Origin of the sequence: Synechococcales cyanobacterium T60_A2020_003 (assembly GCA_015272205.1) — a bacterium.
Lineage (GTDB): Bacteria > Cyanobacteriota > Cyanobacteriia > RECH01 > RECH01 > JACYMB01.
In genome coordinates this window covers 1-12233 of sequence record JACYMB010000312.1, presented here as the reverse complement: position 1 = coordinate 12233, position 12233 = coordinate 1, and the positions used below count along the sequence as shown (strand labels likewise).

General features: G+C 50.7%; 10 protein-coding genes. 4 read left to right on the top strand and 6 right to left on the bottom strand.

All coding sequences use genetic code 11. The features are described from left to right. Positions 1-201: 201 nt before the first annotated feature. Positions 202-1410 (bottom strand): hypothetical protein, encoded by a 1209-nt coding sequence (locus IGR76_15510; GenBank protein MBF2079880.1) that lies wholly within the window; start codon positions 1408-1410, stop codon positions 202-204. Positions 1411-1582: 172 nt separating this feature from the next. Here IGR76_15510 and IGR76_15505 point away from each other — a divergent pair, with 172 nt between their 5' ends. Continuing rightward, on the top strand, positions 1583-2818 hold the full coding sequence (locus IGR76_15505; GenBank protein MBF2079879.1) for a tetratricopeptide repeat protein: 1236 nt from the start codon (positions 1583-1585) through the stop codon (positions 2816-2818). Here the strand turns inward: IGR76_15505 and IGR76_15500 are convergent. After that, positions 2802-3650: a M48 family metalloprotease gene (locus IGR76_15500; GenBank protein ID MBF2079878.1), complete on the bottom strand. Its 849-nt coding sequence runs from the start codon at positions 3648-3650 to the stop codon at positions 2802-2804. The genes IGR76_15505 and IGR76_15500 overlap by 17 nt on opposite strands. Positions 3651-3978: 328 nt before the next feature. Here IGR76_15500 and IGR76_15495 point away from each other — a divergent pair, with 328 nt between their 5' ends. Further along, positions 3979-4437, top strand: a complete 459-nt coding sequence (locus IGR76_15495) for a hypothetical protein (protein MBF2079877.1) — start codon at positions 3979-3981, stop codon at positions 4435-4437. A 74-nt stretch (positions 4438-4511) separates the two neighbouring features. Here the strand turns inward: IGR76_15495 and IGR76_15490 are convergent, their stop codons facing one another. Both IGR76_15490 and IGR76_15485 read right to left on the bottom strand, forming a co-directional pair. Then, entirely contained in the window at positions 4512-5396 is an 885-nt protein-coding gene (locus IGR76_15490) for a hypothetical protein (GenBank protein MBF2079876.1), read from the bottom strand. 160 nt (positions 5397-5556) lie between these two features. Then, on the bottom strand, positions 5557-7632 hold the full coding sequence (locus tag IGR76_15485) for a cation:proton antiporter (GenBank protein ID MBF2079875.1): 2076 nt from the start codon (positions 7630-7632) through the stop codon (positions 5557-5559). Positions 7633-7856: 224 nt separating this feature from the next. Here IGR76_15485 and msrP point away from each other — a divergent pair, with 224 nt between their 5' ends. Both msrP and IGR76_15475 read left to right on the top strand, forming a co-directional pair. Then, entirely contained in the window at positions 7857-8840 is a 984-nt protein-coding gene (gene msrP / locus IGR76_15480) for a protein-methionine-sulfoxide reductase catalytic subunit MsrP (GenBank protein ID MBF2079874.1), read from the top strand. A gap of 124 nt (positions 8841-8964) precedes the next feature. Next, the gene (locus IGR76_15475; protein MBF2079873.1) at positions 8965-9453 is read left to right on the top strand and encodes a translation initiation factor IF-3; all 489 of its coding nucleotides are present in this window, start codon (positions 8965-8967) and stop codon (positions 9451-9453) included. Positions 9454-9512: 59 nt separating this feature from the next. On the opposite strand, the gene panB is transcribed toward IGR76_15475, so the two are convergent. Further along, positions 9513-10298 (bottom strand): 3-methyl-2-oxobutanoate hydroxymethyltransferase, encoded by a 786-nt coding sequence (gene panB, locus IGR76_15470; protein ID MBF2079872.1) that lies wholly within the window; start codon positions 10296-10298, stop codon positions 9513-9515. 71 nt (positions 10299-10369) lie between these two features. Continuing rightward, the gene (locus tag IGR76_15465; GenBank protein MBF2079871.1) at positions 10370-11725 is read right to left on the bottom strand and encodes a serine/threonine protein kinase; all 1356 of its coding nucleotides are present in this window, start codon (positions 11723-11725) and stop codon (positions 10370-10372) included. Between the last annotated feature and the right edge of the window lie 508 nt (positions 11726-12233).

Genomic DNA, 12233 nt, shown 5'->3' with positions numbered 1-12233 from the left:
TCGACACCTGGACCGAGTTACTCTGCCATGCCGCCTGATTGGATAAAGTCGAGCTTAGTTCAGAAATCTTTGTAAGAATAATACCCCATTAGCCAGTTCTTAACCTCTGTTGTTTATCTTAGAAACATCCTGGCGTAACAATTTATGGAGACCTCCGGCGCGTGTCCTGGAGGTTTTTTACTTATTCGTGATCCGAATCATTTAGTCACCTGAACCATCAGAGTTGTCCAAATTAAATAACTCTCTTGCCGATGGGGGAGTTGGAATAGCATCTGCCTCTGGAGCTGAATTTCGCCTGGATGGGGCTTGTACAGGCACGGGAGGGGACGAGGTTTGTTGCATGGTGATCTGCTCAATTTCATTGCTCCAAGCTTCGATGTTGGCTTGTGCTTCTGTGTAAAGCGTGCGGTAGCTGGGAATCTGCCGTGCTTCTTGAATGGCGGCACGGAGAGAATCGATATCCCCTTGACTGGCTAGGGTTCTTGCTCGGTCAAGGTAGGGTTGATCCTCTAACATCTCCGCCTGACGCTGCCAGTCTTGGATAAGGGCTTGGGCTTCCTCGTATTGTTCCGTGCCCCAAACGACGCCGCGTGCTTCAGAAATAGCATTTTCTAAGCCTTCGACTGTTCCGGCACTCGCGAACGATCGCGCCCTAGAAAGGCGAGTTGCATCCTCTTGAGCGCGTTCCTGTTCCCATTGCGTGAGAACGTCGTCTGCGGTGTTTGCGGTGGAGCGATCGCGCTGTTTAGCCTTACGTTCGGCGTCCTGCTTGGCGGCGAGTTCACTACTTTCCTTCTTCATCTGGATTTCGTTGAGCAGAGCCATATATTGAGTCGATGCCCAGTAGCGATTTTCAATCCGCACGAGATCCCGTGCTTCTGCAAGGGCAGCTTGCCACCGATCGTCCTGGAGCGATCGCTCGGCAGCTTCATATATCGCTTCTGCATCACTCCAAATGCTTTCCCACTGCTCAACCGCGTCATTGGCAAGTCTGGACGCAGGGACTCGACCTGGAATTTTGCGGGCAATGGAAATCGCCTCGTCTAGATTGCCGTTTTGGAACTCGGTTTCTGCGATCGCCAAGATTTTGAGAGACCATTCTTCAATCAGGCGATCGCCCTCAGTCCGCAGCGGATGGCCTTTAGGAAGGGCGTTCATCATTTGAATCGCCTGTTGCAGACTATCAACCGATTCCTCTTCCGCCACCGTTTGCGCACAGTAAAATCTGGCCGAGCCAGAGTCGGATGCCGTGGAAGTGTTGCAATTGAGGGGCTCTGGTAATTGCATTAAGGTCGAAACAGCCCAAACCCCTAACCCAATGGGAGCGATGATGGCAACCCCTAGCCAAAGCCCCCAAGTTGCTTGAAAGCCTCGCTGAATCTGGGTTCTGACAGAGGATAGAGTATCCATAGAGTCCGGGTATGATACAGTCTAACCTTCTCTACCATGCCAAACCTTGTTCCGAATGTCATCCGTTGAGCAGTTGTACGCTACGACCGTTCGATAGGATAAAAGGGTGAATAGAATGACTCTCTTCCCCAATGAACAGCGGGGAGTTGAGCAAGATTTCAGGATGGATGCGATGCGCCTTAGCTGCTGTATTTTGGTCAAAAATGAAATCGACAATCTCGCTGATTGTTTAGCCAGTGTACGCGATGTGGTCGATGAAATGGTGGTGCTGGATACAGGCTCTACGGACGGCACGCCAGATTTGGCGCGATCGCTTGGCGCAGACGTGTACAGCTTTGAATGGTGCGATGATTTTGCGATCGCCCGGAATGTTTCTTTAACCTACGCGACGGGAGATTGGGTTTTAGTCCTCGATGCCGATGAGCGGCTGAACCCGGCGATCGCCCCCAGGCTACGAGACAGCATGGCCGTTGATGATCATTTGGTGGTGAATCTGGTACGCCAGGAAATTGGGGCAGTGCAGTCTCCCTATTCCCTCGTATCGCGCCTATTCCGCAAGCATCCTGAGATTCGCTTTTCGCGACCCTACCATGCGATGGTGGACGATAGTGTAGCCGGACTGATGCAGCGAGACCCTCACTGGAAAATCGTATCGTTACCGGAGGTCGCCATTTTCCACTATGGGTATGCGCCTGGAGCGATCGCCAGCCGCAACAAGCAGGAAAAGGCACGGTTGACGATGGAGCGGTTTTTGGTGACTCACCCCGGTGATCCTTACGTGTGCAGTAAGCTAGGGGCACTGTACGTGGATATGGGACGGATGCAGCATGGTGTGGAACTACTGGAACGAGGATTAAAAGCCTCCTCCATTGATCCCTCGGTTCAATACGAACTGCACTACCACTTAGGGATTGCCTATACCCGCCAGAAGCATCTGCCGCAGGCCGCGAGTCATTACCAGCAGGCGATTGCCCAGCCCATTTTGCCAACGCTGAAATTAGGCGCATTGGTTAACCTGGGCACCCTCCGCCAAAACACGGGAGACTGGGCAGGCGCACAATCGCTGTATGAGCAAGCGATCAAAATTGCCCCCCAGTTTGCGATCGCCCATTACAACCTAGGCATGGCGCTCAAAGCCCAAGGCAACCTTACCCAAGCCGTTGAACACTATCAGCAGGCGATCGCGCTCAATCCAGCCTATGCCCAAGCGCACCAAAATTTGGGCGTTGCGTTATTAAAGTTGGGGCGTGTGGAGGAGGGACTCAATGCCTTCCAAGACGCGATCCAGCTTTACCAGTTACATAATGCACAGGAGGCAGAACGCTTACTCCAGGGGCTAGAGCGCATGGGTTTTCCCATAGCGCACCCCCAGCAACACCCGAACTCTGAACCTACAGCAAAGCGCTAATCCGAGAACGATAGTTGGACTCATTTAAGCCTTCCCCTGCCGATGCCGTATCGACGTCGATCATGGTGTTCAGGGCTTCAATTCGATCCGAGGTTGCGGGGTGGGTGCTTAAGAATGCGGGAATGGAACCCCCACCCAGCAACTTTTCCATAAACGTCACCATCGCAACCGGCGCATAGCCACTTTGCCGCATATTTTCCAAGCCGAGCTGATCCGCCTCAAATTCAGCTTCTCGGCTATGGGGTCGCCGGAGTGCCAGTTCAACCCCGATGGCTACCGCCGTATTCGTATCCAGTCCTGCAGCAGTTGCAATGCCTTGGGCGATCGCCAGTTCACGCATTTGCTTGACCGAATGACGCGCCGCAATGTGGCCAATTTCGTGACCCAACACTCCAGCCAATTCAGCCTCATTGTCAGCAGCTTTCAATAGACCCGTGGTGACGTACACATAACCGCCCATCGTTGCAAAGGCGTTGACCGAATCATCCCGCACTACTTGAAATACATACGGAATATCTGGACGAGTGCTGTCGGGAACCAGGCGTTGGCCAACCTCATCCACATACTCTCTTACATCCCTGTTGTTATAGAGCTGAAATTCGCTATTGACCAACTGTTCGTTGATTTGTTCTCCTAGGGAGACCTCTTGGCTGTCCGACAAGCTCGATAGCTGGATGACTTGAATACCGCGCAAAATCAAATCCACCCAAGAAATGGCCTGACCTGCTTGGGGAGTGCCCACAACAATGCCGAGAGCGACAACGACCGACATTAGACCGTAAAACCAGCGACGCCAAACGAGTCGTACGGGAATCGAGATGAAGTGCAACATAATTCAGGAGGGATGGTGATTTAGAGTGACTGAGGATGTTTTGCCCTAGGGACATTTTCTCAGTCATGACGTGTATCTGAGCAATTTGTTTCAGGAATTGGGCTGAAGTTGGGGATGCGATCTCAACTGAGCGCACCTGAGATTGCAGAATATTTCTATGTGCGTTGATTCGTAATAAATTCAGCGACTATTCAGCGACGCTGAATCACTGCAAGTAATAATACTCATCAAGTCTAAGTCTGTTAGATAGCTTAAGGAGTTGACTGAAATCCAGCTTTTGAAATTAAGCAGTGACTCAGGTGAGTCTTGTTGCGGAGGTTGATGTGTGATGTCGCGCTCTCAAATTTATACCGATGGCGGTAGTAGCTATAAATTAGCTACATTCACTGGAAATCTCTATCCTGGCGGCCTAGTTAGCGCTGGGCATACCCTCGATTTAACAGAGAAATCGAATTGGTTTGTATTTCGCACCATTGGGAAAGCGTTTAAGAGTTCATTTTTAAACTTTGCAGGGGCGTTTAATCTGGGACAAGGGAAGTTTGATGTATTCTTCAAAGCTAATTACCAAAGCAAAGGGAAGGGAACCCGTGTCGCGAGTTTCCAAGCGAATGCGAATGCCAAGACAGTGGGCATTGAAACGGAGAGTCCCGGTTACTACTATGTGCGGGTCTCTCGTTTATCGGATGGAAATCTACCCTATGGATTTGGTTGCAACGTGGTAGCACAGTCGAAAAGTCAGTTTGTTTCCGATGGTTTATCACGGTTGCCAAGTCTCAAGACGACCTAGTTGACTGACTAAGTTTTTATTAGTCAACTAGCACGAAGGCTTTCAAGAAATGATTAGCCTTGATGACTTGTGCCCTAGGGCGTTTCAGGAGCAGGCTCCGTCTGAGCTTGTTTTAGCGCCTCCGCACTAAACTGAGCGTACAAATTTGTCCGATCTTGTGCCGTGGGATACCGGGGATCCTCTGGTGGAACCTGAGCCATTAAATCCGAGGCTCGCTGCCACCGACTTGCCAAATCTAACCAATCCGCCGCCGACTGAGCCGTTTTACCCTGCTGAGAGGCTTGCTCAGCGAGGCGAACAGCCAACACAAACGGGTCTTCATCGGCGGGAGCAGGGCTTACTGCCGGAGTCTCGGTCGGGATGGAACTAGCAGATGGAGCGGATTCTTCTGTATCGGCGATCGCCCGCTGAAAGCGTTGCCCCAGTTGCAGGTTTAGCCAATCATTAAGCACCCACAGCAGTAAAAGGGCGAGTAGGCTTAAGCTTGCACCACCGATGATCCCCCGCCAAAAAATTTGCTTATCAGAGCGTTTAGTAGGTTTGGTCGGTGTGGAAATTGCCGCAAGGTCGCGATCGCGCCAATCCTCCACAAAACGTCGCACAGGATTCGGTTGCTTCAGCGTAATATCCTGAGACCACAGCAGTTGTCCTTCTGGATCGCGGTTAATTTCCTCTAACCAAAGGAGCTGCTGCTCTCGTACGATCCGGCTGTTAATTTTGACCCGCCGAATACTGCGCGGACTGATAGATTCTAAAATTTGACGTAGCTGCTCAACCAACGATTCCTGTTCCAATTGCTCTGGCGTTGGAGCCTCGCACAAAAGTTGCAGGATTCCCTTTTCGAACACAGCCCGTGTTCTCACGCCAGAATCTGCCAGTTTATCGTTTAGAACCTGAATAATCGCAGCAACACTGCCCTGACGAGCTTGTTTTGCGATATTGTCCATTGGATCAACCATAGGCGGCTTTACATCAGATGCAATCGATGTTTTGGAACATGACATCTTGAACCGGAATTTTCCATGCTGCATTCAGCAACCAAAATGTCATCAAACGCTAGGTTTGCATTAAGAATAACTTAAGATCCACCATTTAAATCTGGTTTTTGACGGGGTTTCCTTACTCAGGGAAATGCACAATCAGCATTGATGTTTTCGGGTTGCTACGGGCGATCGCTTCTGGTTGCCGACCGACCACAGGCTGACCTAACCGAGTTTGGCCTGCAATGAGGATCAATAAATCATCAAACACTAATTCCTCCGATACTCGCCGCACAAAATTACCCGGTTCCGAGACAAGACGTACAGACCCATCAAAACCCTGCGATCGCAACGCTTCAGGCGTAAGCTGAACGTCCTGCCCCACCTGCAAAATAAACAGCGGTGCCTTCAGTTGCTCCATCAAGATTTTTGCCAGTTGTAACGTCTGGATTTGATAATCCGGCGCATCGTATTCCGAAAGGGCTAGAACAATACGGCGTGTGTTGGCGATCGGAGCCGCAAACCGAGCAATTAGCACAGGGGTTTTGCTCAACCGCGTGACATTATCCAATACGCTGCCAAAAAAGTTTTCCGTGTAGGTCGAAAATCCCTTCCATCCACAAATCACCAGCGTCGCATCATGCTCCTGCCCCGCCCGCACAATGCCTAAATCAATCGAGTCATCCACTCGCCTAATCGGTTCTACGTTGACGACGACGGAGTGAGCTAAGTTAACAGCAAAATCTAGGAGTTGGCGCTGCTGTAACCTTGCCGCTGGGGTAATTTCGTCGCCGCGATCGGACAACACATTGAGTGGCAATAACGTTCCCTTTGCCTGTTTCGTGATCATGATGGCCAGTTCCAGCAAGTTATCTTCCGTACTGGGATTCGCCACCGGAACCATCACCCGCTGTGCCATCCGCTGCACGTTTTCGGCTGCCGTAATCCGGGTTGAACTTTGTCCATCCTGGCTAACCTGCGGTTTCAGGCGACTTCCTCCATACTCCGTAATCCATGGCGAGGCAATACAGCTCACCATAATCATCGCAATGATGTCATTGACGACCAGTTCATCCACAAGCTGAATGTTAAAGGCCACGGTGATCGCCGCCAACGTCGATGCCGCCTGAGCAACTGACAACCCAAACGCCACTAACACCCCAGCCATGCGCCACCCAAACACCCGTCCCGAAACCCATGCCGCCAGGAATTTGCTTACAAACTCTGCCCCAATCATGACCACTGCCAGTACGAGAGACTGGGGTTGTTTAATCAAGATCAGCGGGTCAACTAACATCCCCACGGAGATTAAAAAGAAAGGAACAAATAGGGTATTGCCAATAAACTGAATCCGGTTCATCAGGGGACTCAGTTGTGGAATAATCTGCGTGATTGCGACTCCCGCCAAGAACGCGCCGACAATCGGTTCAATTTCAATCAGGCTCGCCAGATAGGACACTACGAATAGAGCCGCCAGCACGAACATAAATTCCGCCCGCTCATCATGCCCAAACTTATGGAAAAACCAGCGACCCAGTTTGGGCACTCCCCACAGCGTTGCAAACGTATAAACGGCTAATGACGGAATTAGGAATAACCAAAAACTGAGGGTCAAGTCCCCTTGATTCGCTTTGACGACGATCGCTAACACCAGCAACGCTAGAACATTGGTGATGAGCGTGCCGCCCAAGGTGGAGGTCACGACCGGATTCCTCATAACGCCTAATTTCGACAAGATCGGCAACGCGACTAGGGTATGGGACGCAAAACAGGACGCAATTAAGATCGCGGCCAACCATGAACTTCCGACTGCCAGCATAGCCACCGTGCCAATACCCATCGGCAGCAGGAACGTTGCCATTCCAAAAAAAATGGCCGATCGCGCATTTTTCTTGAGATCATCCAGGCTTGTTTCTAGCCCGCCCAGAAACATCAGGAATAACAGGCCAACAGTACCGAGAAGTTGAATCGTGCTATCCCGCTCTAAAAGCCCTAAGCCATAGGGGCCAACCACAACGCCTGCCAAGATTAAGCCAATAATGCCCGGTAGCCGTAGACTCTCAAATAAAAGGGGAGCCACTAGCATAATCCCCATGATGACCAGGAAAACCGCCACCGGATCCTGAATGGGGTGTTTCGTCAGTTGTCCTAGACAAAAGAACGGCAGGTCAAACGCAACCTGCACCGAATAACCAACAGACAGCCATAGAGTCATAAAGTCTGTAAAAAGGGGGTAGAGGGGGAATGAAGCAAAGGGGTGAGGGGCTGAAATCAGGCACTAAAAGCTAGAACCACGTCCTAGATTTCAATCCCATCTGCCATAGGGAAACGAACGGTTGGAAATTTCGCACGCTAGGAGGTTTTTAAGTTCGGGAGCGATCGCCCCACTCCAAGGAAACTCAGTAGACTAAAAAAGGAGTTAGGAGTTAGCGCATAACCATGGCATTCATTCGGATTCCTCCTTCGTGGCAGATTGATGAACGAACAATCACTCCCGAAGCGGTGTTCTTTAATCGGCGCAAGTTTCTAAAAACAGCCACAAGCATTGGAGTGGGTGCCACCATCTTGCCATTGATGGGATGCAAAGCAAATACCACCGCAGATGGACGTGAGGTACTAGGGGACATTGCAGATCTGAACTTTCAAGTCAATCCAGACTTTGCCGAGGTCGATCGTCCGATCACGACGCGCCTCCTTGCCGCAACCTACAACAACTTTTACGAATTCGGCGGAACCAAATCCATTTGGGAAGCCGCCCAAGCCTTGCCGACAGACGATTGGAAAGTTGAAGTTAGTGGCTTGGTGAACACGCCCAAAACCTACGACCTAGACGACCTGACCAAACGCTTTCCGCTAGAAGAGCGAATTTATCGATTCCGATGCGTCGAAGCATGGTCCATGGTGATTCCCTGGATCGGGTTTCCGATGCGTCGCATTATCGAAGATGTAGAACCGACGTCTGCCGCTAAATTTGTGCGCTTTACCTCCTTCTACGACCCCAAAATTACGACAGGCCCCAGCTTCCATTTAGGATCTCTGCCCTGGCCGTATACGGAAGGCTTACGGATTGAGGAAATGGCGAATGAGCTGGCCTTCTTTGCCGTAGGAGCCTACGGTCAGACCCTACCCAAGCAGCACGGTGCGCCCATCCGCATGGTCGTACCCTGGAAGTATGGATTCAAGGGCGCAAAATCGATCGTCAAAATTGAATTTGTAGACACGCAGCCTGCAACCTACTGGAACACCATCAACGGCTACGAATACAAGTTTGAGTCCAACGTTGATCCTGCTGTTCCCCATCCTCGCTGGTCGCAAGCCCAGGAACGCTTTGTTGGTGATACCACCGATTTCAGTTGGGAAGAACGTCCAACCCTGGTTTACAACGGCTATGGAGACTATGTGGCTAGCTTGTACAATTCGTGATTTTCATTAAGATTCAAGGCGGATGACTATTTTCATTCCCCAGCTAGACATGGGAGTCGCATTTAGGCGTTACCCTAGTATTGTGTACTGTTTTTAACTGTAGAGTTTTTGAGAGGGTACTGTTATCGCTGCTAAAAAACAACTGATTAATCGCCAAATTCGATCGCCCCAGGTACTGCTGATCGACCAAGAAAACCAAAATCGTGGATTAATAGATACGCGCGAAGCTTTGCGACTAGCAGAGGAAGCAGGGCTGGATCTAGTTGTCGTATCAGAGAACAAAGAAACCCCTGTTGCTAAGATTCTGGACTACGGTAAGCACCAGTATCAGCAGAAGAAACGACAGAGCCAAAGTGCGCGGACAACGGTGAAGGAAGTAAAGCTCCGTCCAAATATTGGCGAGTCAGACTACAGCTTACGCATCAACCGGGCTGTACAGTGGCTAGGGAAGGGAGATTCGGTCAAATTTCAGATTCGCTTGCGAGGCCGAGAGCACCAGCACCGCGATCGCGCCACTGAATTGCTAGAGAGGGTCGTAACTGACCTAGGCGAAGCTGGAAAGGTGCAATCCTTTGATAAGCGATCGCTCGTTTTACAAATGATTCCTGGATAATTGTTCGCCATCATGCTTTTTAGAAGCGGGGTTCTGTTTAAGAATCCCGCTTTTGCCGTTTAGCGCTTGGGTGGAAACTGGCGATCGCGCACCTCTTGGGCAAACTGCTGTACCGCCTGAATCCCCTGTTCACGCAGGCGAGCATAGACCTTGGCAAAGGGAGGTTGCCAGTCGGAGAGTCCGAGTAGATCCGCTGTAACCAACACTTGCCCATCGCAGTGAACCCCGGCACCAATACCAATGGTGGGAACAGAGATCTTCTGGGTAATGGCATACGCCAGGTCGTGGGGAATGTGTTCGAGTACAACGCCAAACGCTCCGGCTTGTTCGAGCGCGATCGCCTCTTGCAAAATGCGATCGCCCGATTCCGGGGTGTTGCCCTGCTGACGATAGCCTCCGAGCTGGCGCACCGACTGGGGGGTGAGTCCTACATGGCCTAATACTGGAATCCCGACCTGTACGAGCCGCTGCACCGTATCGGCCATCGCCGGATTGCCCCCTTCTAACTTGATGGCTTCGGCTCCGGTTTCCTTCATCACTCGTCCAGCGGAAGCGATCGCCTCTTGGGGACTCACCTGATAGCTTAAAAACGGCAGATCGACGACCAAAAGCGCCTGCTTCACCCCCCGTCGCACCGCCTTCGCATGGTGAATGATGTCATCTAGGGTTAGCGGCAACGTAGTGTCGTATCCTAACGCCACCATCGCCAACGAATCTCCCACCAGGATCAGATCCGTACCCGCCTGATCTAAAATTTGCGCCGTGAGGTAGTCCCAAGCGGTGAGTGCAACGATTGTTTTGCCCTGTTGCTTGTAGCGGATCAATTGGCGGATCGTCGTTGCCATAAATCGGTATCCTTCAGAGAGTGGCGTCTGAATCCAGCGTACACCTGAATTCACCCAGATTTAGAGGGGTATCACCGACGAGTTTGATTCAAGAAATCCGTAATTTCGTAAACCAGCCATTCTCGCTCGGTGGAGTCAATGGTATGTCCGAAGTGATGTTTCCGAACCCCCTCCCGCAGAATACACGTAACCACGGGGCGATCGTTCACTTTGAAGTCTGGATTGGTGTTGACCTCTGCGCCGAGCAAATTCTTGACATATCCCTCACGAACCCGTTTGAGACCCAACAAACTCCACTCTAAGCGGAACTTCTTCCAGTCCATGGTGAGTTGAAACCGAGTCCCGATCGCCAGTACTCCTCCTGCTAACATTCCCAAACCGACGATCCAGAAAGGAATCGAGAACAACGCAAAAAAGACGGATCCCGCTGCCGCTCCAATCGTCCATACCAGGATAAAGGCATTCCAGAAAAGAGCGAAGAATAGAATGCCTACGTTTTCGGAGCGCAGCCCTGACGGTGGAATCACAATCGAGAGGCGATCGCGCGATCGCTTGAGCACAATACGGCTACCGTGGGGCTTGGTGAGTTTGCCAGGAGAAACAACCGCAGGGAGAACGGTTTCTTGTTTTAACGCCGCAAGGGCATCCCGTGCGGTTCGAAACCGATCTTCCACGGCGGGTTCTAACATCTGCTCCAGCCATAGGGTGAATGCGGGTGTTGTTTGGAGCAAGAGGCGGATATCTAACTTTAGGCGGACTTGAGGCAACTCATCGGGCGGTCGTCCAGTCAGTAAATATACGATCGTTGCACCAAGAGCATAGAGATCCGACGCTGGAACCACCTGCCCTCGAAACTGCTCTGGGGGCATATACCCCAAGGTGCCGACAAAGGTACTCCCTTTACTCATCGTGGCTCGGTAGGCATCCTGAACTGAGCCAAAATCCACAAGCACCACCTGACCATCGGCTTTACGAATAATATTTTGCGGTTTGATATCGCGATGGATCACGGGCGGCGCTAGTTCGTGGAGGTAAATCAGCACCTCCAAAATTTGAGTTGCAATATTTTTGACGATGTCTTCATTCGCTCGCCAACCTGTATCCATCAAGTCTGACAAGGGGCTACCCAAAATTAGCTCACGCACTAAAAAGAACTGTCGATCATTGGGCGTATCGATATTGAAATAGTCAATGTAATCCGGAATGGCTGGATGATCGAGATGGGAGAGGATTTTGGCCTCTCGCTCAAACAGGTCTAGGGTTTTCCAATCGGTAATTTGTTGCAGAGAAATGGCTTTGATGGCAACCATTTGCTGACTGGAACGGTCTTTGGCTTCATAGGTAACCCCCATGCCGCCCTTGCCGAGCGGTTTAACGATTTCGTAGCGATCGCCAATAACGTCACCCGGATGGTACAGATATTCCACTTGACCTCCTTTTGAACGGTTCCTTCGAGGAACATGGGCGCATCCGTTTTTGAGTTGGGATGTTGTTTCTACTACGGGTTTAGCAAATTTTGAGCAATGTCTTCAATAGAGAATTAGAAAGACGCGAACAGACTTATACGTTCCGTAGAGGCAAAATGAACAAGCAAGCGTTTTCCCTGAAACAGAGTTTATTGATCAATCCGTGTTTTATCGGAGGCAAAAGGAGAAACTCGATTTAAGCATCAAGAATATCAGTAAAAGTATCGATGGCTTCGATCGATAGATCTCCTCCTATGCAAGTGAAATCATTGATTAGAATTACTCCATATAGCAATCCTATTTGGATTGTGAAACGTGCGCCCCGTGGGGCGCACGTTTCACAACTCATCTTTTTCACAAATCACGTAGGAACGCTATAAGTGGGTAACCTGAATTAAACGATGTCCTGAGAACGGTATACCGAGCTTTCTAGGTTCCAGAGCTACGTTTAGTTAGGACTCTCTACTTA

Coding starts and splice junctions, on each gene's coding strand:
- IGR76_15505 (MBF2079879.1), top strand. CDS start 1,583: ATGCGCCTTAGCTGCTGTATTTTGGTCAAAAATGAAATCGACAATCTC.
- IGR76_15485 (MBF2079875.1), bottom strand. CDS start 7,632: ATGACTCTATGGCTGTCTGTTGGTTATTCGGTGCAGGTTGCGTTTGAC.
- IGR76_15500 (MBF2079878.1), bottom strand. CDS start 3,650: ATGTTGCACTTCATCTCGATTCCCGTACGACTCGTTTGGCGTCGCTGG.
- IGR76_15510 (MBF2079880.1), bottom strand. CDS start 1,410: ATGGATACTCTATCCTCTGTCAGAACCCAGATTCAGCGAGGCTTTCAA.
- panB (MBF2079872.1), bottom strand. CDS start 10,298: ATGGCAACGACGATCCGCCAATTGATCCGCTACAAGCAACAGGGCAAA.
- IGR76_15495 (MBF2079877.1), top strand. CDS start 3,979: ATGTCGCGCTCTCAAATTTATACCGATGGCGGTAGTAGCTATAAATTA.
- IGR76_15490 (MBF2079876.1), bottom strand. CDS start 5,396: ATGGTTGATCCAATGGACAATATCGCAAAACAAGCTCGTCAGGGCAGT.
- msrP (MBF2079874.1), top strand. CDS start 7,857: ATGGCATTCATTCGGATTCCTCCTTCGTGGCAGATTGATGAACGAACA.